The sequence below is a fragment of the Streptomyces atratus genome (assembly GCF_900119365.1).
Classification (GTDB): Bacteria; Actinomycetota; Actinomycetes; order Streptomycetales; family Streptomycetaceae; genus Streptomyces; species Streptomyces atratus_B.
In genome coordinates this window covers 230017-255840 of record NZ_FPJO01000005.1, presented here as the reverse complement: position 1 = coordinate 255840, position 25824 = coordinate 230017, and the positions used below count along the sequence as shown (strand labels likewise).

Annotated in this window: 25 protein-coding genes and 1 pseudogene; 15 read left to right on the top strand and 11 right to left on the bottom strand. The window is 72.8% G+C overall.

Annotated features, from left to right (window positions below):
• Positions 1-5 precede the first annotated feature (5 nt).
• The gene (locus BT364_RS11995; RefSeq protein WP_072485252.1) at positions 6-563 is read left to right on the top strand and encodes a DinB family protein; all 558 of its coding nucleotides are present in this window, start codon (positions 6-8) and stop codon (positions 561-563) included.
• Between the two features lie 64 nt (positions 564-627).
• Here the strand turns inward: BT364_RS11995 and BT364_RS11990 are convergent, their stop codons facing one another.
• Genes BT364_RS11990 through BT364_RS11980 form a run of 3 tightly spaced genes read right to left on the bottom strand, consistent with a single transcriptional unit; the run spans position 628 to position 2996 of the window.
• Positions 628-1035 carry a GntR family transcriptional regulator gene (locus BT364_RS11990; RefSeq protein WP_072485139.1) on the bottom strand — a complete coding sequence of 136 codons (408 nt, stop codon included), beginning with the start codon at positions 1033-1035 and terminating at the stop codon, positions 628-630.
• Positions 1036-1080: 45 nt separating this feature from the next.
• On the bottom strand, positions 1081-2055 hold the full coding sequence (locus BT364_RS11985) for an ABC transporter permease subunit (protein ID WP_072485138.1): 975 nt from the start codon (positions 2053-2055) through the stop codon (positions 1081-1083).
• The gene (locus tag BT364_RS11980; protein ID WP_072485137.1) at positions 2052-2996 is read right to left on the bottom strand and encodes an ABC transporter ATP-binding protein; all 945 of its coding nucleotides are present in this window, start codon (positions 2994-2996) and stop codon (positions 2052-2054) included. The genes BT364_RS11985 and BT364_RS11980 overlap by 4 nt, the downstream gene beginning before the upstream one ends.
• A gap of 203 nt (positions 2997-3199) precedes the next feature.
• Here BT364_RS11980 and BT364_RS11975 point away from each other — a divergent pair, with 203 nt between their 5' ends.
• The 6 genes and pseudogenes from BT364_RS11975 to BT364_RS11950 all read left to right on the top strand — a co-directional run bounded on the left by BT364_RS11975 (position 3200) and on the right by BT364_RS11950 (position 9758).
• Complete coding sequence (locus tag BT364_RS11975) at positions 3200-4033, top strand: M55 family metallopeptidase (protein ID WP_072485136.1); 834 nt, start codon at positions 3200-3202, stop codon at positions 4031-4033.
• Positions 4026-5369 (top strand): M20/M25/M40 family metallo-hydrolase, encoded by a 1344-nt coding sequence (locus BT364_RS11970; protein ID WP_072485135.1) that lies wholly within the window; start codon positions 4026-4028, stop codon positions 5367-5369. Before BT364_RS11975 ends, BT364_RS11970 begins: the two co-directional genes overlap by 8 nt.
• 21 nt (positions 5370-5390) lie before the next feature.
• Positions 5391-7370, top strand: a complete 1980-nt coding sequence (locus BT364_RS11965) for a S9 family peptidase (protein ID WP_072485134.1) — start codon at positions 5391-5393, stop codon at positions 7368-7370.
• Entirely contained in the window at positions 7367-8311 is a 945-nt protein-coding gene (locus BT364_RS11960) for a S66 peptidase family protein (protein ID WP_072485133.1), read from the top strand. Before BT364_RS11965 ends, BT364_RS11960 begins: the two co-directional genes overlap by 4 nt.
• Before the next feature lie 127 nt (positions 8312-8438).
• A pseudogene (locus BT364_RS11955) lies at positions 8439-9164 on the top strand (peptidase S15); the annotation flags it as partial.
• A 30-nt stretch (positions 9165-9194) separates the two neighbouring features.
• On the top strand, positions 9195-9758 hold the full coding sequence (locus BT364_RS11950; protein WP_072485131.1) for a GNAT family N-acetyltransferase: 564 nt from the start codon (positions 9195-9197) through the stop codon (positions 9756-9758).
• Here BT364_RS11950 and BT364_RS11945 read toward each other — a convergent pair.
• A complete protein-coding gene (locus BT364_RS11945) occupies positions 9755-10246 on the bottom strand; it encodes a carbon-nitrogen hydrolase family protein (protein ID WP_218172417.1) in 492 nt (163 codons plus the stop codon). The two genes, BT364_RS11950 and BT364_RS11945, sit on opposite strands and share 4 nt — an antisense overlap.
• Positions 10201-10488, bottom strand: a complete 288-nt coding sequence (locus BT364_RS42240) for a nitrilase-related carbon-nitrogen hydrolase (protein WP_218172416.1) — start codon at positions 10486-10488, stop codon at positions 10201-10203. The genes BT364_RS11945 and BT364_RS42240 overlap by 46 nt, the downstream gene beginning before the upstream one ends.
• 457 nt (positions 10489-10945) lie before the next feature.
• On the opposite strand from BT364_RS42240, the gene asnB reads away from it, so the two are divergent.
• The gene (gene asnB, locus BT364_RS11940) at positions 10946-12793 is read left to right on the top strand and encodes an asparagine synthase (glutamine-hydrolyzing) (protein ID WP_072485130.1); all 1848 of its coding nucleotides are present in this window, start codon (positions 10946-10948) and stop codon (positions 12791-12793) included.
• A 30-nt stretch (positions 12794-12823) separates the two neighbouring features.
• Here the strand turns inward: asnB and BT364_RS11935 are convergent, their stop codons facing one another.
• Both BT364_RS11935 and BT364_RS11930 read right to left on the bottom strand, forming a co-directional pair.
• Positions 12824-13480 (bottom strand): NAD-dependent epimerase/dehydratase family protein, encoded by a 657-nt coding sequence (locus tag BT364_RS11935; RefSeq protein ID WP_072485129.1) that lies wholly within the window; start codon positions 13478-13480, stop codon positions 12824-12826.
• 180 nt (positions 13481-13660) lie between these two features.
• The gene (locus tag BT364_RS11930; RefSeq protein WP_072485251.1) at positions 13661-14014 is read right to left on the bottom strand and encodes a DUF6204 family protein; all 354 of its coding nucleotides are present in this window, start codon (positions 14012-14014) and stop codon (positions 13661-13663) included.
• 229 nt (positions 14015-14243) lie between these two features.
• Here BT364_RS11930 and BT364_RS11925 point away from each other — a divergent pair, with 229 nt between their 5' ends.
• The gene (locus tag BT364_RS11925; RefSeq protein WP_072485128.1) at positions 14244-16214 is read left to right on the top strand and encodes a DUF5107 domain-containing protein; all 1971 of its coding nucleotides are present in this window, start codon (positions 14244-14246) and stop codon (positions 16212-16214) included.
• Between the two features lie 28 nt (positions 16215-16242).
• Here BT364_RS11925 and BT364_RS11920 read toward each other — a convergent pair whose 3' ends face one another.
• Positions 16243-16602, bottom strand: coding sequence for a VOC family protein (locus BT364_RS11920; protein WP_072485127.1), 360 nt, complete (start codon positions 16600-16602; stop codon positions 16243-16245).
• Positions 16603-16662: 60 nt separating this feature from the next.
• Positions 16663-17472 (bottom strand): class I SAM-dependent methyltransferase, encoded by an 810-nt coding sequence (locus tag BT364_RS11915; RefSeq protein WP_072485126.1) that lies wholly within the window; start codon positions 17470-17472, stop codon positions 16663-16665.
• Between the two features lie 186 nt (positions 17473-17658).
• Here BT364_RS11915 and BT364_RS11910 point away from each other — a divergent pair, with 186 nt between their 5' ends.
• The 4 genes from BT364_RS11910 to BT364_RS11895 all read left to right on the top strand — a co-directional run bounded on the left by BT364_RS11910 (position 17659) and on the right by BT364_RS11895 (position 21621).
• Positions 17659-18243 (top strand): TIGR03086 family metal-binding protein, encoded by a 585-nt coding sequence (locus BT364_RS11910; RefSeq protein ID WP_072485125.1) that lies wholly within the window; start codon positions 17659-17661, stop codon positions 18241-18243.
• Between the two features lie 83 nt (positions 18244-18326).
• Positions 18327-19178: an SMP-30/gluconolactonase/LRE family protein gene (locus BT364_RS11905; RefSeq protein ID WP_072485124.1), complete on the top strand. Its 852-nt coding sequence runs from the start codon at positions 18327-18329 to the stop codon at positions 19176-19178.
• A 114-nt stretch (positions 19179-19292) separates the two neighbouring features.
• Complete coding sequence (locus BT364_RS11900) at positions 19293-20537, top strand: aminotransferase class I/II-fold pyridoxal phosphate-dependent enzyme (RefSeq protein ID WP_072485123.1); 1245 nt, start codon at positions 19293-19295, stop codon at positions 20535-20537.
• 25 nt (positions 20538-20562) lie between these two features.
• Positions 20563-21621, top strand: a complete 1059-nt coding sequence (locus BT364_RS11895; protein WP_072485122.1) for an MBL fold metallo-hydrolase — start codon at positions 20563-20565, stop codon at positions 21619-21621.
• On the opposite strand, the gene BT364_RS11890 is transcribed toward BT364_RS11895, so the two are convergent.
• The gene (locus BT364_RS11890) at positions 21611-22231 is read right to left on the bottom strand and encodes a DedA family protein (protein ID WP_072485121.1); all 621 of its coding nucleotides are present in this window, start codon (positions 22229-22231) and stop codon (positions 21611-21613) included. The genes BT364_RS11895 and BT364_RS11890 overlap by 11 nt on opposite strands.
• Positions 22228-23010 carry an MBL fold metallo-hydrolase gene (locus tag BT364_RS11885; RefSeq protein WP_177328095.1) on the bottom strand — a complete coding sequence of 261 codons (783 nt, stop codon included), beginning with the start codon at positions 23008-23010 and terminating at the stop codon, positions 22228-22230. The genes BT364_RS11890 and BT364_RS11885 overlap by 4 nt, the downstream gene beginning before the upstream one ends.
• A gap of 186 nt (positions 23011-23196) precedes the next feature.
• On the opposite strand from BT364_RS11885, the gene BT364_RS11880 reads away from it, so the two are divergent.
• Together BT364_RS11880 and BT364_RS11875 are read left to right on the top strand one after the other, a co-directional pair.
• Positions 23197-23610 carry a hypothetical protein gene (locus tag BT364_RS11880; RefSeq protein ID WP_072485120.1) on the top strand — a complete coding sequence of 138 codons (414 nt, stop codon included), beginning with the start codon at positions 23197-23199 and terminating at the stop codon, positions 23608-23610.
• Positions 23611-23709: 99 nt separating this feature from the next.
• Positions 23710-25809: a phage holin family protein gene (locus tag BT364_RS11875; RefSeq protein WP_177328094.1), complete on the top strand. Its 2100-nt coding sequence runs from the start codon at positions 23710-23712 to the stop codon at positions 25807-25809.
• The last annotated feature ends 15 nt before the right edge of the window (positions 25810-25824 follow it).

Here is a 25824-nt window from a genome sequence, read left to right as displayed (position 1 = left end):
CCGTCATGACATGGACGGCACCTCGCATCGCACGTACGACGGCCGACGGCGACCAGCTGAACGTCCCGAGCACCGCGGACGAGCGGGTCATGCTGGCGGGCTGGCTCCAATGGCACCGGGAGACGCTGCTCACCAAGTGTGCCGGGCTGACCCCGGCACAGCTCGCCCGCACCGCCGCCGAGCCCTCCGGCCTCACCCTCCTCGGCCTGGTGCGGCACATGGCGGAGATCGAACGCTGGTGGTTCCGCCGGAGCTTCGCGGGTGAGCCGATCGGAGATGTCTTCACCGGTCCGGGCGACGGCGACGAGGGCATCGAGGGCGTCGACGCCGCGCACGCCGAGCGCGACTTCGCCGCCTATCGTGCCGAGATCGAGGCGTGCGAGGCCGCAGTGGCGGGGCGCGGCCTCGACGAGGCCTTCGTGTACGCCACCCGCGGCCGGACCGTCAGCCTGCGCTGGGTGTACCTGGTGATGATCCAGGAGTACGCCCGCCACAACGGCCACGCGGACCTGCTGCGCGAGCGCACCGACGGCGCCACGGGCGACTACCCCGCACCGCGATGACGGTGGCCGGCCCCCCACCGGGGGACCGGCCACTCTTCTTCCGCGAGGCGTACGGCGCCGCGCCTCAGCCGGTGTCCGCCTCGGGCGGATAGACGGCCGCGTGGGCCGACCGGAACAGCGCGTCGGCCTCCTGGCCGCTGAGCCCCTGCGCGCGTGCCCGGTCCAGCCACTCGACGAGCGACGTGCGCAAGGGGGAGCCGGCGGCCGCCTGGGGCGGGACGAGGGAGCGGGTGATGAAGGTGCCCGCCCCCTGCCGGACCTCGGCGAGGCCGGCGCGTTCCAGCTCGCGGTACGCCTTGAGGGTGGTGTTCGGGTTGACCTTGGTCTCGGCCGCGACCTGAGCGGCCGTGGGCAGCCGGTCACCCTTCTCCAGGGCGCCCATGCGCAGCGCCTGTTCGACCTGCCGCACGATCTGGAGATACGTCGCCACTCCGCTGCGCCGGTCGATACGGAACACGACCACTGCCTTCACCTCCCCTTCGACTGCCGAAACCCTGTGTACCTGCGGTGGCAGGTCCTAGAGGGGCCGACGGGACACCCGCCACAGGACGAACGCGGTGAGTACGGCGGTACCCGCGAGCAGGATGCCCGCCCCGGTCCACTGCATGGCCGGCATCTGGTCGAAGCCGAGGTACTCGTACACATTGTTGACGATGCCGTGCTCCTTGACGCACGCGTCGGAGGCCGCCTCGGTCTCCTCGGCGCACAGGCCCCAGCCGTAGAGATGGCCGTCGGCGGAACCGATCCAGCGGTCCACCTCGAACGATTCGTTCAGCCGCGAGGGCATGTCCGCGTCGAGCGGGTAGGTGATCGTGCGGGTCGGGGCGAGGTGGACGATCATCTCGTCCCAGAAGACCCCGACGGCCCCGGCGAAGACGAAGGTGATCGCCATGGACATCAGGACGCGGCGGACCAGCACACCGATGGTGATGCCCGCGGCGGTCATGAAGAGACAGAGCGCGGGGAGCACCGGGCCGGTGGCATCGAACATCGACCCGTCCGACCACTGGCTGGGGAACACCGAACGGTAGGGCTTCCACCACCAGGTGAACAGCGCCGAGAGCACCGCGGCGGTCACGAGCACCGCCGCGTAGATCCAGGCGAACTTCGTCGCCACCCAGCGGCGGCGTGACACGGACTGGGTGGTGACCAGCTGCGCGGTGCCCTGCTCCTGATCTCCCGCGATCAGCGGGGCGCCGACGAAGACGGCGAGGATCAGCGGCAGTCCGCCCAGCGCGCTGATGACGAGGCCCACACCGTCCGAGTCGAACGCCGGCTGCGCCAGTTCCTTCCCCGGCCAGCCCGCGGCGTCCAGGACGTCCTTCATGCGGCTGCGCTCGTAGACGATCCAGACCGAGCCGAGGACGGTCGCTGCGAGCAGGCTGAGCAGGGCGGCCCGGTGCTGGCGCACCACGAGCCAGCTCAGCCCGCGCAGCATGCGGGGCCCCGGGGCGCGCCCGGCGCGGGGGGCGTCGGTCAGGGGGGTGCTCATGAGGTGTGGCTCCCTTCGGCCTCGGTACGGGCACCGGGTGTGTACAACGGGGGCGCATCCGGCGAGCGGAGATGCGCCAGCAGCACCTCCTCCAGGCCGGGTTCGGAGACCACCCAGTCACCCGACAGGGGGCCGTTCTTCCGCACCAGCGCGTGGAACTGCCGGCCCTGGACGCGGCACTCGATCACGGTGTGCGGGGCCAGCGCGGTGGCCGGGTCCCCGTCCGCGGCGAGCCCGGTCACCAGCGCGTGGGCCGGGACGAGCGCGTCCGCGTCGCCCGCCATCCGGATCCTGCCGCCCGCGAGGACGAGCAGGTAGTCGCACATGTCCTCCAGCTCGGTGAGCATGTGGGAGGACATCACCACCGTGGTGCCGCGCTCGACGGCCTCCGACATCAGCAGGGTGCTCATGTCGTGGCGGGCCAGCGGGTCGAGGTCGGACATCGGCTCGTCGAGCAGCAGCAGATCGGGCCGCTTGCCGAAGGCCAGCGCGAACGCGACGCGGGTGCGCTGCCCGCCGGAGAGCGTGCCCACGCGGGCCTCCATCGGCACCTGGCCCGACCGCACGATCCGCTCCGCCGCGGCCATGTCCCAGCCGGGGTTGAGCTCGGCGCCCATGCGCAGCGTCTCGGCCACGGTGAACCGCTTGAACAGCGGCTTGTCCTGCCCGAGGAACGCGAACTTGGGCATCACCTCGGGGTCGCCCACGGGTACGCCGAAGACCCGGAGGTCACCTCCCGTGGGCTGCACCTGACGGGTCGCGATCCCCAGCAGGGTGCTCTTCCCGGCGCCGTTGGGGCCGACGAGACCGCAGATCCGGCCGGCCGGCAGCCGGAACGAGATGTCCTGCAGCGCCCAGCCGCGACCGTAGCGCTTACCCAGGCCGCGGGCCTCCAGGGCCCATGCGCCGGGCGCGCCGTCCGGAGTGAATGCGTCTGCCATGCACTTCGCCTCAATTCCATTAGTCAATTAATGGAATCATGGTCTGGGGTGGTGGAAAGTGTCAAGGCGCGCCGGACGGGCCCGCGCGGATGTCCGTGATGCGTCTGTTCGGGGCGTGCGTCGCACTCTCTTCGGAGGACTGGACCATTGAACGTCCCTGTGGCTCTGGCCTGGCGGTTCACGGGCGCGTACCGTGGCCCGGCATGAAGATCCTGATCAGCGCGGACATGGAAGGCGCCACCGGTGTGACCTGGCCGGCCGATGTGCTGCCGGGTACTCCCCAATGGGAGCGGTGCCGTGCCATGTTCACCTCCGACGTGAACGCGGCGGCGCTCGGCTTCTACGACGGCGGCGCCGACGAGGTCCTCGTCAACGAGGCCCACTGGTCCATGCGCAATCTCCTGCTGGAGCGGCTCGACGACCGGGTCCAGATGCTCACCGGCCGGCACAAGTCCCTCTCCATGGTCGAGGGCATCCAGCACGGCGACATCGACGCCATCGCCTTCGTCGGCTACCACACGGGCGCCGGCGCGGAGGGGGTCCTCGCCCACACGTATCTGGCGAACTCCATCACCGGGGTCTGGCTCAACGGCGCCCGCGCGAGCGAGGGACTGCTCAACGCACATGTCGTGGCCGAGTACGGGGTGCCCGTCGTCCTCGTCACCGGCGACGACCTGACCTGCGTGGACGCCGAGGGGTACGCCCCCCGGGCCCGCAAGGTCGCGGTCAAGGACTATGTGTCGCGGTACGCGGCGGTCTGCCGAACCCCGGCCCGTACCGCGGCGGACATCCGCGCCGCCGCGAAGGAGGCCACCGCGCTCGCCGTGCGCCACACACCGGTGGAGGGCGGCCCCTTCACCGTGGAGCTGGAGTTCGACGCCGAGCACCTGGCCCAGGCGGCCACCGTCGTCCCCGGCGTGGTGCCCAGCGGCGAACGGCGCGTCGCCTACACCAGCGCGACGATGTACGAAGGTATCCGCACGTTCAAGGCGGTGACGACGCTCGTGTCGTCCGCCGTGGAGGAGCAGTATGGCTGAGGCGACCGGTCCCCGGGAGAGCGTCGACCAGCAGGCGCTCGACGAATCGGTGACGTTCACCTCCGAACTGATCCGGATCGACACCACCAACCGCGGCGGCGGCGACTGCCGCGAACGCCCGGCCGCCGAGTACGTCGCCGAGCGGCTGGCCGCCGCCGGGCTGGAACCCACCCTGCTGGAGCGGACCCCCGGACGCACCAATGTGGTCGCCCGGATTCCCGGGACCGACCCGTCCGCCGACGCCCTGCTCGTCCACGGCCACCTCGACGTGGTCCCGGCCGAGGCGGCCGACTGGACCGTGCACCCCTTCTCCGGCGAGGTCCGCGACGGGGTCGTCTGGGGGCGCGGCGCCATCGACATGAAGAACATGGACGCGATGGTCCTGGCCGTCGTGCGCGCCTGGGCACGGGCCGGGGTCCGGCCCCGCCGCGACATCGTGATCGCGTACACCGCCGACGAGGAGGCCAGCGCCGACGACGGCTCCGGCTTCCTCGCCGACCGGCACGCCGGGCTCTTCGAAGGCTGTACGGAGGGCATCAGCGAATCCGGCGCCTTCACCTTCCACGCCGGACCGGACCTCCCGCTCTACCCGATCGCCGCGGGCGAGCGCGGCACCGCCTGGCTGAAGCTCACCGCGCACGGCAAGGCCGGCCACGGCTCCAAGGTCAACAAGAACAACGCGGTCAGCACGCTCGCCGAGGCCATCGCCCGGATCGGCAAGCACGAATGGCCCGTCCGGCTCACCCCGACGGTCCGCGCCGCGCTCACCGAACTCGCCGCCCTGCACGGCATCCACCCCGACCTCGACGCCCCCGGCTTCGACGTCGACGACCTGCTCGGCAAGCTCGGCCCCGCCGCCGAACTCGTCGCGCCGACCGTCCGCAACAGCTCCAACCCGACCATGCTGGAGGCCGGGTACAAGGTCAACGTGATCCCGGGCCACGCCACCGCCTTCGTCGACGGCCGAATGGTGCCCGGCGGCGAGGACGAGTTCCACGCCACCCTGGACCGGCTGACCGGCCCCGACGTCGACTGGGAGTTCCACCACCGCGAGGTCCCGCTCCAGGCCCCGGTCGACTCGCCGACCTTCGCCAAGCTGCGCGCCGCGATCGAACGCTTCGACCCGGCCGGCCACGTCGTGCCGTACTGCATGTCGGGCGGCACGGACGCCAAGCAGTTCTCCCGGCTCGGCATCACCGGCTACGGCTTCTCACCGCTGAAACTGCCCGTCGGCTTCGACTACCAGGCGCTGTTCCACGGCGTCGACGAACGCGTCCCCGTCGAGGCCCTGCACTTCGGCGTCCGCGTCCTCGACCACTATCTGCGTACTGCCTGACCGCAACAGGGGGAATCGATCATGCTGCCCACCGGGGCTTACGGAACCTGGCCGTCGCCGATCGACGCCGCGCTCGCCGCCTCCCACGACGGCCGCCCGGAGTACGCCGGCACCGTCGGCGACGAGGTGTGGTGGACGGAGCCGCGCCCCGCCGAGGCGGGCCGCCGCGCCCTGATCCGCCGCCGAGCGGACGGGAGCACCGACTGCGTGCTGCCCGCGCCGTGGAACGTACGGAGCCGGGTCATCGAGTACGGCGGAGTGCCCTGGGCCGGGACCGGGCGGGCCGAGGGCGGCCCGCTGATCGTCTTTGTCCACTTCGCCGACCAGCGGCTCTACGCCTACGCCCCGGACGGACCCGACGAGCCCCGGCCGCTCACCCCGGTCTCGGCCGTCGGCGGCGGGCTGCGCTGGGCCGACCCGCAGCTCCACCCCGACCGGGGCGAAGTGTGGTGCGTCCTGGAGGAGTTCACCGGCGAGGGCCCCACCGAGCTGCGCCGGGTGATCGCCGCCGTACCCCTGGACGGCTCGGCCGCCGACGACCGTTCGGCGGTACGTGAACTCACCGACGGAAACCACCGGTTCGTCACCGGGCCGAAGCTCTCGCCCGACGGGCGGCAGGCCGCATGGATCGCCTGGGACCACCCCCGGATGCCGTGGGACGGCACCGAGGTGATGCTCGCGGACGTCGCCGAGGACGGCACCTTCCACCACACCCGGTCCTTCGACGGCGGCCCCGAGGAGTCGGTGCCGCAGATCGAGTGGGGGACCGACGGGCAGCTCCTCTTCGCCAGTGACCGCAGCGGCTGGTGGAATCTGTACCGCGCCGATCCGCACCGGGGCGCGGTAGCGCTCTGCCCCCGCGAGCAGGAGTTCGCCGGACCGCTCTGGAAGATCGGACTCAGCTGGTTCCGGCCGCTGGACAACGGCCTGATCGCCACCATCCACGGCAAGGGCACCACCACGCTCGGCATCCTCGACCCGCAGACCGGCGAACTGGTCGACGTCGCCGGGCCCTGGACCGAATGGGCCGAGACGCTCGCCGTGCACGGCAGCCGGGTCGTAGGCGTCGCGGCGAGCCCGTACAGCGCGTTCGAGGTGGTGGAGCTGGACACCGCGACCGGCCGCACCCGTGTCATCGGGGCACCGCACCAGGACGCCGTCGACCCCGCGTACTACCCCCGGCCCGAGAACCGCACCTTCACCGGGCCCGACGGACGAGAGGTCCACGCCCACGTCTACCCGCCGCGCAGCCCCGACCGGTCCGGCCCCGAGGACGAACGGCCGCCCTACGTGGTCTGGGCGCACGGCGGCCCGACCGGCCACGCCGCGCTCGCACTCGACCTGGAGATCGCCTATTTCACCTCGCGCGGCATCGGCGTCGCCGAGGTGAACTACGGCGGCTCCACCGGCTACGGCAGGGCCTACCGCAACCGGCTGCGCGAGCAGTGGGGCGTCGTCGACGTCGAGGACTGCGCAACCGTCGCCGCGGCGCTGGCCGACGAGGGCACGGCCGACCGGCGGCGGCTGGCCGTCCGGGGCGGCAGCGCCGGCGGCTGGACCACCGCCGCCTCGCTGACCGGTACCGGCGTCTACGCCTGCGGGACGATCATCTACCCCGTCCTCGACCTGACCGGCTGGGGCTCCGGCGAGACCCATGACTTCGAGTCGCAGTACCTGGAGTCCCTGGTCGGCCCGCTCGCCGAGGTTCCCGAGCGCTACCGCGAACGCTCACCGGCCGGCCGCACCGACCGGCTGACCACCCCCTTCCTCCTGCTCCAGGGACTGGACGACCCGATCTGCCCGCCCGTCCAGTGCGAGCGGTTCCTGGCCGCGCTCGACGGACGCGGCGTCCCGCACGCGTATCTCACCTTCGAGGGCGAGGGGCACGGGTTCCGGCGGGCCGACACCATGATCCGCGCACTGGAGGCCGAACTCTCCCTGTACGCGCAGACCTTCGGGATCGACCGCACCGACGTGCCGCGGCTGGAGCTGAAGAAGTGACCCTCGTACCGCTGACCCGCCCGGCCCGGCTGCGCCCGGGAGCCAGGATCGCCGTCGTGTCACCGAGCGGCCCGGTGCCCGCCGACCGGCTGGAGGCGGGCCTGGACGTACTGCGCGGCTGGGGCCTGGAGCCCGTCGAGGCACCGCACGCGCGCGAGGTCCACCCCGAGCTGGACTACCTCGCCGGCACCGACGAGGCGCGGGCCAGGGATCTTCAGGAAGCCTGGTGCGATCCGGCCGTGGACGCGGTGATCTGCGCCCGCGGCGGATACGGCGTGCACCGGATGGTCGACCTGGTCGACTGGGGGGCGATGCGCGCGGCGGGGCCCAAGGTGTTCATCGGCTACAGCGACATCACCGTCCTCCACGAGGCGTTCGCGCAGCGCATGGGGCTCGCCACCCTGCACGGACCGATGGCCGGCACCGAGACCTTCCTCAAGGACCCGGACACCCAGGAGTCCCTGCGGGCCACCCTGTTCGAGCCCGACTCGGTACGGACCCTCGGCCTGCCGACCGCGCGGGTGCTGGTCCCCGGCCGGGCCCGCGGGATCACCTACGGCGGCTGTGTGAGCCTGCTCGCCGCCGAACTCGGCACCCCGCACGTCCGGACCTCGGCCCGGGGCGGGCTGCTGGTGATCGAGGACACCACCGAGGACCCGTACAGCATCGACCGCATCCTCACCCAGCTGCTGCGGGCCGGTGCGCTCGACGGCGTAGCCGGGGTGGCCTGCGGCTCCTGGGCGGGGTGTGGCCCGTACGAGGAGGTCCGGGCGGTGCTCGCCGACCGGCTCGGCCCGCTGGGCGTGCCCGTGGTGGAGGAGCTGGGCTTCGGGCACGGACCGACGGCGCTGACGATTCCACTCGGTGTGCCCGCCGTCCTGGACGCCCCGGCCGACGGCGGCCCCGCCACGCTTACTGTCGAGGTGCCCGCACTGAGCTGAACGGCGTTGAATCGTAAAGAAGTTGAGCATCGTTCAGGGAATGCCGTCCCGATCGTTGACAGCACTATGACACGTGTCACAGCATGAGCGCGGCTCATTACTTACCGGTCGGTAAGGCGCTCTCGGTGTGGAGGTCCTCGTGTCGCGTGCTGTTTCCCGCCCCCGGTCCGGCTATCGGACGTTCTCCCGGAAGTCGGCCGCCTATGTGGCCGGAGCCGCGCTCGCCGCACCGCTGGTCCTCACCGGTGCGGCACGGGCGACCGCGGCCGAGCAGTCCCCGTACACCGTCACCCCGCTGAAGTTCACCGTCCAGGCGGGCGGCCGCTCCTGCACCGTCGACGCCGATCTGTACCGCCCCGCCGGGGTCGACGCACAGCACCCGGCTCCCGCCGTACTCGCCGGGACCCGCGCCGCCGACGACGGCACCAAGGCCGACTACGTCACCCGGGACGGCAGCGGCGACCCCACGGTCGGCATGATCGGCGGATCGTACGGCGGTGCCGTCCAGATGGCCACCGCGGCCGTCGACCGGCGCGTCGACGCCCTCGTACCGCTGATCACCTGGAACGACCTGGCGTACGCGCTCGCCCCGAACAACGCCGGTACGCGCAAGGGTGTTTCGTCCGACACCGCCGGGGTCTTCAAGTGGCAGTGGACCAATGGCTTCTACCTGATGGGGGAGGGGCAGACGGTCCTGAACGCGAGCCTCGACCCGTCCCGGTTCAACAACCTCACCTGCCTCCACTTCGCGTCCCGGGCCTGCGACACCATCCGGCTGCTCAACTCCGGCTGCTACCCGGCCGACCGGACCGCCGCGATGCTCGCCCCGGACACCGCTCCTTCTCCCACTGCCAATCGTGGGCGAGGTCGTTAGGGTTGCCGGATGCCTGAAAGCGACTATCTGGCCGAGGGACGGCGCACGGCGATCCGCCCCTTCACGCAGGCCGATGCCGAGGAGTTCACCACCCGGGCGCGGGAGAGCCGGGACCTGCACCGTCCCTGGCTCTTCCCGCCCGACGACATCCGCGCGTACGCCGCCTACGCGGGCCGGCTGATCGAGGACCCCACGAGGGCGGGCTTCCTCGTCTGCGAACGCGGCGACGGGAGCGGACCCGCCGGCGGAATCGCGGGGTTCATCAACATCAACAACATTGTCGCCGGAGCCTTCCGCTGCGGTGCGCTCGGATACGGGGCCTTCGCCCACGCGGCAGGACGCGGCCTGATGGGCGAAGGTCTCGACCTCGTCCGGCGGTACGCCTTCGGGCCGCTCGGTCTGCACCGCCTCGAAGCCAACATCCAGCCCGGAAACGAGGGTTCACTGGCCCTCGTCCGCCGGGCCGGCTTCCGCCTCGAAGGCTTCTCACCGGACTTCCTCTTCATCGACGGAGCCTGGCGCGACCACGAGCGGTGGGCCGTCACCGCCGAGATGACCGGCGAGAACGTCTAGGAGGCCCCGGGCACGGGCCGGGCCCCGCCCACCGCCGCGGACACCACGGCGCCGGCCTCGGGCCCGGCCTGCACGACCGCGGTTCCGTCCGGCGCCCAGATGCCGGAGCCGCCCGATGTCCGGTCGTGCGTTCCGCTCGGGCCCGCCGAAGTGGCCAGCACCGCCCACACGCCATGGGTGAGAGCCGCCCGGCTCATGTGCCCGTCGCGGCGGACGGCCTGCTCGGGTCCGGGGCCGTAGAGAGTGCTCGCCACATAGGCGTCGATACCCAGCGCCGCGGTGTCGGCGGCGTGCTGGGGGACCGCGGCGTCGTAGCAGACCGCGAGCCCCAGCCGACGACCGTCGACCACCAGGACCTGCGGCTTCTCGCCGGGGGTGAACCGGTCGGACTCCGCGCCGTGCAGCCACATCTTGCCGTACACGCATCGCGCGCCCTGTCCCGTTACGGCCAGGGTGGCGAGGTACTCGCGCCCGTCCGCGGCGCGCACCGGCGCCCCGGCCAGCGCCGTCGCCCCGCCTCGCGGCAGGCCGCGACGAGCGGGCGCAGCCGGGGGTCGTCGGGGGACACGGCCTCGGCGGCGAGGTCGTGGCCGGTGAGTGAGAGCTCCGGGAAGACGACCAGCCGGGCCCCCGAACGCCGAACCGCCTCCGCGTGGGCCGCGGCGTTGGCGGCGACGTCGAGGGGGACGCAGGAGGGCTGGGCGACGGCGACGGCGAGCGGTACGGGCACGGGCACTCCGGATCAGCCGGTCGGCCGGTTTCCCGGGGCGGGCCCCCCAGGAAACCGCAGGTCACCGACGCGAACAGGGTCGCGACCAGCCTATCGGGCGGCCCCGTACCGGCTGCCGCCCGGACCGGTCCACTCCACCGGCCGACCCCGGGTTGAGCAAGTCTTTACCGATGGCCGATTCGCGATCCTTGCCGGGCCCACGAGCCGCTCCCACAAGGGATCGGGGGCGCGGCACCGCGTACAGGAAGCGGAAGGGCGCGGCCGAAAGTGACAGGGGCGCGCCTGCGCCCACGTAACGGTCGTGTTGACCGTACGCAATCCCAGGTGGACGCTCGTAATATAGATGTTAGTTACAACTGGTTCTGTCGGGCTTCGCCTCCGGCACACCGCCCGGATGGTGCGGGCGGCACCGTGCGTACGAGGCTTTCCCGGGTGGGACCGGATCGGGAGGACGCACATGTGTGGCATCACCGGCTGGGTCTCCTTCGACCGCGATCTGCGGGCGGCCGAGGAGGTCGCGAAACTGGACGCGATGACGCAGACCATGTCCTGCAGGGGACCCGACGACCGGGGGACCTGGACCGCCGCTCACGCCTCGCTGGGACACCGGCGGCTCGCGATCATCGACCTGCCCGGCGGGCGCCAGCCGATGACCGTCGACACACCGGAGGGGGCGGTCGCGCTCGTCTACTCCGGTGAGGCGTACAACTTCACCGAACTCCGCGACGAACTGACCGCTCGCGGGCACCGGTTCACCACCGACTCGGACACCGAGGTGGTGCTGCGCGGCTATCTGGAGTGGGGCGAGGCCCTCGCCGAGCGGCTCAACGGCATGTACGCCTTCGCGATCTGGGACGGCCGCCACGACCGGCTCGTCATGATCCGCGACCGGATGGGCGTCAAGCCCTTCTACTACTGGCCGACCTCCGACGGTGTGCTCTTCGGCTCGGAGCCCAAGGCCGTCCTCGCCAATCCGCTGGCCCGGCCCCGGGTGACCCTCGACGGGCTGCGGGAGCTCTTCACCGTGGTCAAGACCCCCGGCCACGCCGTGTGGGACGGCATGCACGAGGTGGAGCCCGGCACGGTCGTCACCGTGGACCGCGGCGGCCTGCGCCGGCATGTCTACTGGCGGCTGGAGACCCGCCCGCACACCGACGACCGCGACACCTCGATCGCCACCGTACGGTCGCTGCTCGACGACATCGTGCGCCGCCAACTGGTCTCCGACGTACCCCGCTGCGTCCTGCTCTCCGGCGGACTCGACTCGTCGGCCGTCACCGCGCTCGCCGCCCGGCAGCTCGCCGAGAGCGGCGAGAAGGTCCGCACCTTCGCCGTCGACTTCGTGGGACGCACCGAGAACTTCGTCGCCGACGAACTGCGCACCACCCCCGACACCCCGTTCGTGCACGACGTGGCCCAGCAGGCGGGCACGCTCCACCGGGACATCGTGCTCGACCCCGACACCCTCGCCGACCCGGAGGTACGGGCCCGGATGATCCGGGCCCGGGACCTGCCCATGGGCTTCGGCGACATGGACGCCTCGCTCTATCTGCTCTTCCGGGCCATCCGCGAGCACTCGACCGTCGCACTGTCCGGCGAATCCGCCGACGAGGTCTTCGGCGGCTACCTCCAGTTCTTCGACGAGCGGGCCCGCAGCGCCGACACCTTCCCCTGGCTGGTGCGGATGGCCGAGCACTTCGGCGAGGACTCGGACGTGCTCCGCGACGACCTCGGCCGCGCCCTCGACCTGGAGGGCTACGTCCGCCACAGCTACGAAGCCGCTGTCGCCGGCATCGAACGGCTCACCGGCGAGAGCGACTTCGAGTACCGCATGCGCAAGATCTGCCACCTCCACCTGACCCGGTTCGTGCGCGTCCTGCTCGACCGCAAGGACCGGGCGAGCATGGCGGTCGGCCTGGAGGTCCGGGTGCCGTTCTGCGACCACCGGCTCGTCGAGTACGTCTACAACGCGCCCTGGGCCCTCAAGTCCTTCGACGGAAGGGAGAAGAGCCTGCTGCGCGAGGCCACCGCCGATGTGCTGCCCCGGTCGGTGTACGACAGGACCAAGAGCCCCTACCCGTCGACTCAGGACCCCAAGTACGCCATGGCCCTGCAGGAGTACGCCCGCGAGCTGCTCGCCCGTCCGGACCACCGCGTGTTCGACCTCGTCGACCGCGACCGGCTCCGCAGGGCGGCCGACCACGAAGCGCCCCGGATCACCTCGGCGTCCCGCCGGGGCCTGGAACGCACCCTGGACCTCGCCACGTGGCTGGACCTGTACGAACCCGAGCTGATCCTCGGCTGAGCGGGCCGCCGACGGACCGTCGGGTGACGGTCAGCCCGATTCGAGCAGCACTCCCTCGTAGGCGAGCCACTGGGCGAAGGAGTGCAGCCCACGAGCCAGGCCCGTCGCGGGCGTCCAGCCGGGTGGCCGCACAGTGCCGGCCGGGGTGTGCCACCCGGGCTCGGCGTCCGGCACCGCCCGCACCGGCACGGGCCGTACGGCGCCGTGCACGGCCTGCGCCAGTTCGGCGGCCGTGCACGGTTTCTCGGCGGCGACCGCGATGTCGTGGTTCTCCGGCCGGGCACGCAGCACCGCCTCGATCGCGTCGGCGAGGTCGTTCACGTACACGGGCCCCACCTCGGCGTCCGGGTCGCCCTCGGCTGCGACCGGGTGGCTGCGCAGCGCATCCCACACCATGCGGCCGATCGGCGTGCGGCGTGTGCAGCCGGGGCCGTACAGCTCACCCACGCGCAGGCGGTACGGGGCCGGGGCACCCTGCGGATGGACCGTCACCTCCCGTTCGGCGCCCTGGAGCCGCGTCGGATCGATCACGGCGGCGGACCGCTCGTGCCGGTCGGCCGGCCTGCGCGCGAGGTGTTCGCCGAGCGGGGTCGCCGCCCCGCGCCAGACGAGGCCGCCCGGCCGTCGCGGGCGGGTGCGGTGCTCGGCCGCCGCTTCGAGCCCGGCCAGGAGCGCCCGCCGCGGCAAGGGCCGCGAGGCCGGTCCCGGCCATGAATATCAGGCCCCTCGGGGTTGGCCGCACTGTGAACACCTCTCGTCCGCCGTACCACTTCCACCCAGTGAACGGCAGGCGTTCGTGCCGTGTGGCGGTCCATTCCGGCCAGGCTGTTTCCGCCACGTCGAGAGGCGCTCACCGCGTCACACCCGCTACGCCGCCCCCGAGCCGCGCCTCCCCTTGTAATTGATCTTCATCGTGTCCATGTCCGTCGCCGTGGACCGCAGCGCGCCATGGCCGTATCCCCGCTCGTCGAGGTAGGTCTCCGCGCGGTCCTCGGCGATCGCACCCGCCATCTCCTCGCCGTCGTCGGCGTCGGAGACGACCACGTACCGGAAGCTGAAGTGCTTGAGCACACGGTCGTACGCGAGCGAGCCCTCCTCGGTGAACTCCATCGCGCTCAGGCCGTGTTCGTCCACCTCGGACAGCAGCCGGGCGCGGGCACCGTCCGTCAGGCCGTCCCAGGTGCCGCGCACGATCACTCGGTAGGTGTGCTGCGTGCTCATCGTGTTCCGCTCCGCGTTCCGTTCGTGCGGCCGCATCGTGCACCGCTCAAGAACTTTCGGGGCCAAGGCTACGGCGGTACGGAAGGGGCGCACCCGAATTTTCGGGTGCCCTCGTGGTCTTTGCCGAAGTCTGACGGCGACGGCCCTGGCCCGGGCGGTGTCCAGCGTGTTCCATGGTCATCGGGGGCGCCCGGACCTGCGGCGGCCCGTGCGAGGGAGCGAGGTTGCCTTGGCCACGACCGTACGACGTGCCGTACTGAATCTGCCCGCCGCGCCGCTGGGCCCGGAGAATCCGCTGCCCGCGCTGCGGCCGCTCGACGAGATGCATGTGCTCGGCGAACGCGACAGGGCCGCACTGCCACATGACATGGCACGCCAGATCGGCTATCGGCCACTGACCGCCGTGCTGCCGGTGCGCGTCCTCGACGGTTACGGGCGCGAGCGCACCCCCGCCGGACTCGACGCGATCGTCATCGAGAACGACCGGCTGCGGGCCACCGTCCTGCCCGGGCTCGGCGGCCGCATCCACTCCCTCCACCACAAGCCGACCGGCCGCGAACTCCTCTACCGCAACCCCGTTCTGCAGCCCGCCGACTTTGCGCTCAACGGGGCCTGGTTCTCCGGCGGCATCGAGTGGAACATCGGCGCCACCGGCCACACCACACTGTCCTGCGCCCCGCTCCACGCGGCCCGCGTCCCCGCGCCCGACGGGGGCGAGATGGTCCGCCTCTGGGAGTGGGAGCGGCTGCGCGACCTGCCGTTCCAGGTGGACCTGTGGCTGCCCGAGGAGTCCGACTTCCTGCACGTCGGCGTACGGATCCGCAATCCGCACGAGCACACCGCGCCCGTGTACTGGTGGTCCAACATCGCCGTGCCCGAAGGTGAACGCACCCGCGTCCTGGCCCCCGCCGACGAGGCATGGCACTTCGGGTACGAGCGGACCCTGACCCGGGTCCCGGTCCCCGTGTCCGGCTCCGTCGACCGTACGTACCCGCTGCACGGCGACTTCCCCGCCGACTACTTCTACGAGGTGCCCGACGGCGCCCGCCGCTGGATAGCCTCGCTCGACGAGGACGGCCGCGGGCTCGTCCAGACCTCGACCGATCTGCTGCGCGGCCGCAAGCTGTTCCTCTGGGGCAGCGGCGCGGGCGGGCGGCGCTGGCAGGAGTGGCTCACCGAGCCCGGCACCGTCGGGTACGCCGAGATCCAGGCCGGACTCGCCCGCACCCAGCTGGAGCACGTCCCCCTCGAACCGGGTGCCGAGTTCAGCTGGCTGGAGTCGTACGGGCCGCTGTCCGCCGACCCCCTCACCGTGCACGGCGAGGACTGGGCGGCGGCCCGCGCCGAGACCGAACAGCGGCTCGCCGAGGCGCTGCCGCGCACCGAGGTCGAGGCCGCCTACGCCGCGTGGCGCCCCTGCGCCGACACCGAACCCGGTGAGCCGCTCGCCACCGGCTCGGGCTGGGGCGCGCTGGAGGTCCGGCGGGGCAAGTACGAGCTTCCCGGCACCCCGTTCGCCGACTCCACCCTCGGTGAACAGCAGCGGCCCTGGCTGGAGTTGCTGGACCAGGGGACCTTCCCCGAACCGTGCCTGGCCGCCCCGCCCGGCCCCTCACTGGTCTCTCCGCACTGGCGCGACATGCTGGAGACGGCGTCCGCCGAACCCCTCACCGAGTACCACCTGGGCGTCGCCCAGTGGCATGCCGGTGACCGTGCCCAGGCGGTCCGCAGCTGGGAGCGCGGACTGGTGCTCGCCCCGTCCCGCTGGCCGCTGCTGCGGTGTCTCGCCGTCGCCGCCGAGGAGGGCCGCCAGCGGGACCGGGCCGCCGACCTCTACGCCGAGGCCTTCGAGGACCTGTGCGGGGAACGCCGCGACGACGGCGAGGCCTGGACGGCGGCCACGGCGGCGCTGGGCCGGGAGGCGATGGAGGCGCTGCTGACGGCCGGGCGCCCCGCAGCGGTCCGGGCCGTATGGGACGCCCTGCCTCCGGCGGTCCGGCAACGCGGCCGCTTCCGTCTCCTGGAGGCCCGGCTGCTGATCGCCGAGGGCGACCGGGCCGCCGCCCGGGCCGTCTTCGACGAGGGCTTCGAGGTCGCGGACCTGCGCGAGGGCACGGAGATCCTGGACGAGGTATGGGCCCGGCTCACGGACGAGCCGCTGCCCGACAGGTACAACTACCGCATGCGTCCGAGGAGTTGACGGGGCCGCCCTGGAACCTGTCCGGCCTTCACCGGCCGGACGGCAGGGTCCGGTCGACGTACTCGAAGACCGAGCCGTCCGGGTGCACGGCGATCAGATTGCGGCCGACCGGCGTCGGAACCGGACCCGCCAGGATCCGGGCACCGACGCGGGTGAGGGCGGCGTGCGCGTCGTCGGCGTCCTTGACCGCGATCGTCGCCGTCACCTTGCGCAGGATCTCCAGCTCCGACTCCGGGCCGCTCATCAGCAGGAAGCAGCTGATCGCGGCGACCGAGACCCCGCCGCGCTCGAAACGGAGCGCCGAACTGCCCGTGAGGTCCTCGTAGAAGGCCACCGCGGCCTCCAGGTCGTCGACGCAGATGCGGAGCGTGGTTCCCAGAATGTCCATGCGCACAAGGGTAGTTGGCGGCACATCGGCGCGTGATCGATTCGGGCAGGGGCGGCGCGCTCAGCCCCGGCAGAGCACCTCGCCGTGCGGGACCATGAACCAGGCGTCGTCCCGCGTGGCCCACTCGCGCCACGCGGCGGCGATCTCCGCCAGCTCCTCGGTGCTCGCACGGCCGCCGGCGACGGCCATCTCCGCGTACGCCGAGCCGACCGTGCGGTCCGCCCACAAGCCACCCCACCAGGCCCTGCTCTCCGGGGTGGCGAAACACCAGTTGGCGGCGGTCGGGGTGATGTCGGTGAAGCCGGCCCGGCGGGCCCAGGAGAGCAGCCGGCGGCCCGCGTCCGGCTCGCCGCCGTTGGCGCGGGCGACCCGGCGGTACAGGTCCAGCCAGTCGTCCAGGCCGGGAACCTCCGGGTACCAGGCCATCGCGGCGTAGTCGCTGTCGCGGGCCGCGACGACGCCGCCGGGGCGGCAGACGCGCCGCATCTCGCGCAGCGCCTGCACCGGGTCGCCCACGTGCTGGAGCACCTGGTGGGCGTGGACGACATCGAAGGAGTCGTCGGGAAAGTCCAGCGCGTGCACATCGGCGACGGCGAACTCGACGTTCTCCAGGCCGCGTTCGGCCGCGACCCCGGCGGCCCGGGACAGGATCTCCTCGGTGGTGTCGACGGCGGTCACCCGGCCGGGAGCGACCAGCGCGGCCAGATCCGCGGTGATGGTGCCCGGTCCGCAGCCGACGTCCAGCACGGTCAGGCCGGGGCGGAGCTCGTCGATCAGATAGGCCGCGGAGTTGGCGGCGGTGCGCCAGCGGTGCGAGCGCAGCACCGGCTCGTGGTGGCCGTGGGTGTAGACGGCGGTCTCCTTCGGCATGGCCGTACGTCCTCTCTCGGAACTCTCGGAACTCTCGGAACTCTCGGAACGCGACCGCAACGGCGGGCCGCGAAGCGCTGATCGGTCCCGTCACCGTACGCCTGGGTGCCGAAATATGAGATACGCGTCTTGATATATGAGCACGCTGCGCTCGCGCCCCGGCTCCGGTCCGGGGAGAGTGGACGCATGGCATCTGTCTCCGCAAGCGAACTCCTCGACCGTCACGGCGAGGCGCTCCGGCTCTTCACCGACCGGGTGCACGCGGTGCGCGAGGACCAGTGGTCCGCACCGACGCCGTGCACCGACTGGACCGTCCGTGACCTGGTCGCCCATCTCACCACCGAGCAGCTCTGGGTGGTGCCGCTGGTCGCCGGGGGCCGCACCGTCGCCGATGTCGGTGACGCCTTCGACGGCGATGTGCTGGGCGACGACCCCGTGACCGCTTGGGACCGGGCGGCGGACGCGGCGCGCGAGGCGTTCGAGGCGCCGGGCGCCCTGGAGCGGACGGCGAACCTGTCGTACGGGGACACCGCCGCCGACGCCTACTGCGCGCAGATGGTGGCCGACGCCGTGGTGCACGCCTGGGACCTGTCCCGGGCGATCGGCGCCGACGAGCGGCTGCCCGCCCGGCTGGTCGAGTTCGCGCGCCGCGAGGTCGGACCGTATGCGAAGGACCTCTCGCAGAGCGGCCTGTTCGCCGCGCCCGTCGAGACCGCGCCCGACGCCGGCCCGCAGACCCGGCTGCTCGCGCTGCTCGGCCGTCGCGCCTGAGGCCGCCCCCGGTCCGGCGGCATTGCCGGTCCAAATGCCACGCGATTAGTGTGTGTTCGACATTCCGGCCACGAGAGGCAGAAGTGAACGCACCGCACCTGGACGTGGCCGTGCACGAGCAGGCCGAGCTCGGCGAGGGCCCGACCTGGGACCCGGCCACCGGCCGGCTGATCTGGGTCGACATCGTCTCCGCGCGTGTGCACACCTACGACCCGGCCACCGGCCGCCGTACGGTGATGGCGACCGAACAGCACGTCGGTGCGGCCAAGCCGCGCGCCGGCGGCGGACTCGTGGTCAATCTGCGCGACGGCATCGGCCTGTACGACCCCGACGGCGCCTTCGGCTGGCTCGTCCACGACCCGGTGCCGGGCCGGCGCGGCAACGACGCGGCGGTCGCGCCGGACGGGGCACTGTGGGCGGGCACCATGCGCTACGACGGAGCCGCGGACGGAGGCAGCCTCACCCGTGTCGCGGCCGACGGTGCGGTGACCCCGGTGCTGCCCGTCGCGGCGTGCGCCAACGGCATCGGGTGGAGCCCGGACAGGCGGCTGATGTACTTCATCGACACGCCCACGCGCCGTATCGACGTCTTCGACTCCGACGGTGAGAACGCCGTGAACCGGCGCCCGTTCGCCACCGTCGAGGAGGGGGCGGGATTCCCCGACGGGCTGACGGTCGACGCCGAGGGGGCCGTCTGGGTCGCCCTGTGGGACGGCGCCGCGGTGCGCCGGTACACGCCCGACGGTGCCCTGGACCGGATCGTCGCACTGCCGGTGCGGCGCCCGACCGCCTGCGCCTTCGGCGGCGCCGACCTGCGCGACCTCTACATCTCGTCGGCCCGCACGGGGCTCGCCGCCCCGCACCCGCTCTCCGGTTCGCTGCTGGTGCTGCCGGACGCGGGGCGCGGAATACCCCAGGCGGCCTTCGCGGGCTGATCCCGCCTCACCCGCTGCCCCGCCGGCGGGCGCGGTCGGCCGAACCCTCGTATAAAGGGCCCTGAGTGCGAGACGACGCGACAGGGTGACGGGGCGGCGGCGAAGGAGGCCCGGATGGCGCGGCAGCGGACCGAGCGGACCGGACGGGGCTCCGTACGTGAGGACCGGGGACCCGTCCGGTACGGGCCGCCCGCCCCCGACGCCGGTCTTCCCGTGCTGCCCGAGCTGGCCGAGGTGCTCGCCTCGGCGGCGGGCCGCGGCGAACCCGAACCGACCGGTGGCGGCGACGCCCTGCGCGAGGCCGCGACCGCCTACTGGGAGCGGCGCGGACTGCGCGGCGGCCCGGAGCGCGTCGCCGCGGCACCGGGCGCCTCGCCGCTGCTGCTCGCACTGATCGCCGCGCACGGCGGCGACGTGCTCATGCCGCGCCCCTGCACCGCCACCTGGATCCCGCAGGCCCGGCTGCTCGGCAGACCCGCCTACCATGTGCCGACCCCGGCCGAGTGCGGTGGCGTGCCCGATCCGTACGCGCTCCTGGAGACCGTGCGAAGGGTGCGCGCCGAGGGCGGCAGGCCCCGGCTGCTGCTGATCTCCGTCGTCGACGACCCTACCGCCACCGTCGCCCCGCCGGAGCTGGTGCGCGAGGCGTGCGAGGCGGCGGTCGCCGAGGGGCTGCACGTCATCAGCGACGAGACCTGGCGCGACACCCTGCACCGGCCGCACGACACGGTCCTGCTCAGCCCGGCCGAGATGTGCCCCGACGACGTCACGGTCGTCTGCGATCTCGCCGGGGCGCTGACCCCGTCCGCCTGGCCGGTCGCGGTCGCCCGGTTCCCGGACACCGAACGGGCGGCGGCGCGCCACGCCCGTACGCTCGACATCCTCACCGCGCTCGGGGCGTTCGTCGCGGGGCCGGTCGCCCGGGCCGCCGCCCACGCGCTGCGCGAACCGGCTGCCGTGACGGACCGGGTCCGCCGGGCCGCCGCGCTCCAGGCGCGGGTCGCCGCCGCGGCCCACCGCGCGGTCCTGGCGTCGGGCGCGCTGGCCAGGCCCCCGCAGGCCGGCCGCCACCTCTACGCCGATCTCGGCCCGCTCAGATCCCGGCTGGCGAGCCGGGGTGTCACGGACTCGCTGGAGCTGGAGGAGTACCTGACGGAACGTCTCGGCGCCCCGACGCCGGGCGGCCACCGGTTCGGCGACGAATTGGGGGCGCTGCGCGTACGGCTGGGCACCGGGATGCTGCTCGGCTCGACCCCGGAGCAGCAACTGGAGTCCCTCACCGCTGTGGAGCCCCTGGAATTGCCGCATGTGGCAGAAGCACTGAGCATTTTCGGAACGGCATTCGACGAACTCCGATGAGGAACTGCGAGACGGGAGTCTCTCGATGACGGAACAGACCGAGCGCTCCCGTACCGGGGCCGCGCAGCCGCACCGCGTGACCCGCGGCCGGATCGTCGGACCGCGTCCGCTCGGCGAGGTCCGGGTCTGGCCCAAGAGCTTCGCCGACCGGCTCACCGCGCCGCTCCCGGGTGTCATGGGCATGCCCCGGTTGGCCCGTGAGCACGCCCTGCGGCCCAACGCGGAGGGACTGCGCGGCGTCCACAAGCTCCCCTACGCCCCCGAACCCCTCCCGGCCGTCCCCGAGGGCAGCACCTGTGTCACCTGGGCCGGGCACGCCAGCTGGATCATCCGCACCGGCGGGCTGACCGTCCTCACCGACCCCGTCTGGTCCCGGCGCATCCTCGGGACGCCGGCCAGGATCACCCCGGTCGGCGTCCGCTGGGAGGAGCTGCCGCCCGTGGACGCCGTCGTCATCAGCCACAACCACTACGACCACCTCGACGCCCCCACCCTGCGCAGACTGCCCAGGGACACCCCGCTCTTCGTCCCCGCCGGACTCGGCCGCTGGTGCCGCCGTCGCCGCTTCACCTGCGTCACCGAACTCGACTGGTGGGAATCGGCCGAGCTCGACGGGGTCCGCTTCGATTTCGTACCGGCCCACCACTGGTCCAAGCGCACCCTCACCGACACCTGCCGCTCCCTGTGGGGCGGCTGGATCATCGGCAGTGCCGGCCCCGACGGGCAGCGGATCCACTTCGCCGGGGACACCGGGTACGGGCACTGGTTCGGCGAGATCGGCAGCCGGTACCCCGGCATCGACCTGACCCTCCTGCCGATCGGGGCGTACGAACCGCGCTGGTGGCTCGGTGATGTGCACACCGACCCCGAGGAGGCCATGCAGGCCTACGAGGATCTCGGCGCCCGCGCGATGGCGCCGATGCACTGGGCCGCCTTCCTGCTCTCCGCAGAACCCGTACTCGAACCGCTGACCCGGCTGCGCACCGCCTGGCAGCGGGCCGGACACCCGCGGACACAGCTCTGGGACCTGCCGATCGGTGCCTCGCGCGTACTGGAGCCGGCGCCCCGCACGATCAGTGGCTGAACCGCGCCCGCGTCTTCCGCCACATCGCGGGTGCCGCGCTGATCAGCACCGTCAGACCCACCGCCGCGACCACCCCCTGCCACGGCTCGGGGAAGAGCGAACCGCCCAGGATGCCGATCAGCTGGTACGTCGCCGCCCACGCCAGACACGCCGGCACATCGCCGCGGGCGAACCGGCGCAGCGGCATCCGGCCCAGCAGACAGGCCAGCATCACCGGAATCCGCCCCGCGGGCACCAGCCGGGACAGCACCAGCACCACCGCACCGTGCTCGTCCAGCTTCTGCTGCGCCTGCGCCAGCCGTTCGGGAGCGGCCCGGTCGCGGATCGTCCGCAGCCACTTCGAACCGTTCTTCGACCGCACCCCGCGCCCGCCGAGCCAGTACAGACATATGTCACCGAGGAACGCCGCGGCCGAGGCCACCGCGAAGACGATCAGCAGCGCGAACGGTGACGACTGATGGAGCGCCACCACGGCGGCCGAACTGACCAGCGCACCCGTCGGCACCACCGGCACCAGCGCGCCCAGCGCCACCAGCAGGAACAGGGACGGATAGCCGACCGCCTGCTGCGTCGACTCCGGGGGCAGCTGCCCCACGAACTGCGGGATCACCTGGCGGCCTCCGGCCGCACATGCTCACCGTGGGACAGCCGGTGCACGGCCACCTCCGGCGCCAGCAGCGCCGCCTTGCGGACGAACTCGTCACCCGGTGAGTGGAACTCGTGCGGCCTGACCCCGTCCATGCCGATCGGCCAGTACGTGCCGAAGTGCACCGGCACCGCCGACCGGGGCGCCAGCCGGGCCAGCGCCTGCGCCGCCCGGCCCGCGTCGAGATGACTGTGGCCCAGGTACGGGCCCCAGCCGCCCACCGGCAACAGCGCCACGTCCACCGGACCGACCGCCTGCGCCATGTCGTCGAAGAGCCCCGTGTCACCGGCGAAGTACGTCCGCGCCTCGCCCTCGACCACGAAGCCGAGCGCGGGGGAGCGGTGCGGGCCCACCGGCAGCCGCCTGCCGTCGTGCATCGCCGGAACCACCCGTACCCGCACCTCGCCGGCCCGGACCTCGTCGCCCGGGGCCACCTCGGTGATCCGCAGCCCGCGCACCGAGCGCAGCACCCGCAGCCCCGGCACGGCGCGCACCGCACCCAGCGGCACGATCAGCCTGCTGCCGGGGGCGAGTCTGGACAGGGACGGCAGATGCAGATGGTCGGAGTGCAGATGCGAGACGAGCACGACATCGGCGACCGTCGCCTCGGGACCGGGCAGCTCACCGCGCCGGCGGCGCAGATGCGCGAAACGCCGCACGAACAGCGGATCGGTCAGCACCCGCACCCCGGAGTCCTCGATGGTGCAGGTGGCATGACCCCACCAGGTGACTTCCACCGGCACGCGCCGCCTCCTCGTTCCCGGGCTCCTCGGTTCCGGCCCCGCATCGAGCCTAAGCGCTGGGCCGGGGCAGGGGCGCACAGATGTTCCGTACCCGTCCTCCGCGCTCCCGCCGTCCCGGCACGCGCCTTCTTGCACGGGGGGCCGGAAGGTAGGGTCGCCGACACGAACTAGCACGGGGGGACGGCCATGGGGGACGTCACGGACGTACGGGTGGCGGCCATCGCCAGCCTCACACCGCTCGAGGAACTCGACAGCGATCCGTTCCTGGTGGACACCCGCAGCCAGCACGACATGTGTGCCCGCTGGGCCGCCGGCAAGGGATACGTCGTCACCCGGCAGCTGCGGCTCTACGGGCTGCGCCCCGACCACCACGCCCTGTGGACCGATGTCGAGAGCGGCGAGGTCGAGCTGTTCGTCGCCGCCAACGACCGGGTGCTGGCACGGGCACTCACCTCGGTGCCGGAGTTCGCCGCGGAGTGCGAGCGGCGCGGTGTGCGCCTGGAGATCGCGGGGCTGGACGAGCCGCCGTACAACGCCCGTACGAAGGCGAGCGTGCACCGCAGGCTCTCCATGCCGACCGCCGGCTACGACGGCTGCTGACCCGGCTCCCGGCCGCTGCGGCCGGGGCCCGCGGGCCCGCTGTGGAAAGCTGGGGGGCCAGGACCCGGAACGGCGGGTCCGGACGTGAGGTGGATCGGCGTGGGTGACGGGCGATGGCGAACAGCCGGAAGCGCCCTGATGCGAGTGGTCGTGGTGTGGGCGGTCTCGACGCTCACGATGCTGGTGCTCGCCGGGATTCTGCCTGACTTCCAGCTCCAGTCGGACGACGGCGACAGCATAACCAAGATCGCGTTCACCGCGGCCTGGGGCGCCGGCGCCTTCGGTCTGCTCTCCGCGCTGGTCTGGCCGGCCCTGGTGCGGGCCCTGCTCATCGTGCCCGCTCTGGTCCTCGGGCTGCTCGTCTTCTTCCTGAACGGCTCGCTGCTACTGGTCGCCCTGCGGCTCATCCCGGACGGGCGCGGCGCCGCCGACCCGGAGACGGCCGTCGTCGTCGCGGCCGTGATGTCCGCCGTAGCCTCGGCGACCTCCACCGCGCTCGCCGTCCGCGACGACAACGCCTACCGGCGCAGGCTCTCCCGGCTGGCCGTCCGCCGCCGACGGCGCAGCGGTGCGGACAACGGGCGCAGCGGGCCGCCGGGAACCGTCTTCATCCAGCTCGACGGCGTCGGCCACGACGTGCTCGCCCGCGCCGCCGACGAGGGCCTGATGCCGACCGTCGCGCAGTGGCTGGCGGACAAGGAGGGGCACCGGCTCACCCCGTGGCGCACCGACTGGTCCAGCCAGACCGGGGCCAGCCAGCTCGGCATCCTGCACGGCAGCAACCACGACGTCCCGGCCTTTCGCTGGTACGAGAAGGAGACCGGCGACGTCATGGTCTCCAGCAGGCCCGCGAGCGCCCTCGAACTCCAGCGCAGGGCCGTCGCGCGCACCCACAACGGAGGGCTGCTCACACTGGACGGCGCCAGCCGCGGCAACCTCTTCAGCGGCGGCGCCGACCAGCTGGCGCTCGTCCTGTCCATGGCGGCCCGGTTCGGCAAGGGCCGCCGCTCCAGGGCCGGGTACTTCGCGTACTTCTCCGACCCGGCCAACGCCGTACGCACCGCGGTGTCGTTCGTCGCCGAGGTCTGCCGCGAGATCGGCCAGTCGACCCGGGCACGGATGCGGAAGGTCACGCCCCGGATCAAGCGCGGCGGGCTGTACCCCTTCATCCGGGCCTTCGCGACCGTCGTCGAACGCGATGTGGTGGTCGCCGCCGTCATCGGGGACATGTTCGCCGGCCGCACCGCCGTCTACGCCGACCTGGTCGCCTACGACGAGGTGGCGCACCACTCCGGACCGAACAGCCGCGACGCGGAGAAGGTCCTCGCGCGCCTGGACCGCTCGCTGGCCCTGATCGTCAAGGTGGCCGAACACACCCCGCGCACCTACCGGATCGTGCTCCTCTCCGACCACGGCCAGAGCCCCGGGGAGACCTTCGCGGGGGCGTACGGGCTGACCCTCAAGGACCTGGTGCGGGCGGGCTGCGGGCTGCCCGTGCCCCGTCGGGCGCAGCGCACCCGCAGCGGTTCGGAGGCGCGCGACGCAGTACGGATCGCCCTGCACCGGCCGGTCGACGAGGAGGAGGCGGAGCACCTCGCGAAGCCGTCCGACCCCGTGGTCCTCGCCTCCGGGAACCTCGGCCTGATCTCCTTCCCCGACATCGAGGGGCGGGCCTCGCGCGAACAGCTCGACCGCTGCCACCCCGCCCTGCTCGGCACCCTCGCCAACCACCCCGGGATCGGCTTTCTGCTGGTCCGCAGCGAGCGCCACGGATCGGTGGTGCTGGGCCGCGGCGGCGCGGAGATCCCGGTCTCGGAGCTGGTCGACGGGGAAGGTCCGCTGGCTCCGTTCGGCCCCGGAGCGGCCGCGGCGGTGCGGCGGACGGACACCTTCCCGCACGTCGCCGACATCATGGTCAACTCGATGTACGACGGCGCCACGGGCTGTGTGCACGCCTTCGAGGAGCAGATCGGCTCGCACGGCGGCCTGGGCGGCGAGCAGTCCCGCCCGTTCCTGCTGTGGCCGGCCCGGCTGTCCGCGCCGGTGGCGCCCGGCACGGAGCTGGTGGGCGCCGAACAGGTGCACAAGGTGCTGCGCCGCTGGCTGCGGGAGTGCTCGGGTCCGCAGATTCCCCTGTCGGCGCCGGGCGCGGCGGGCGGCGCCGACGAAGCGGACGGCACGGTCCAGGCCGCCGGCTGAGGGGCGTTGTCAGTG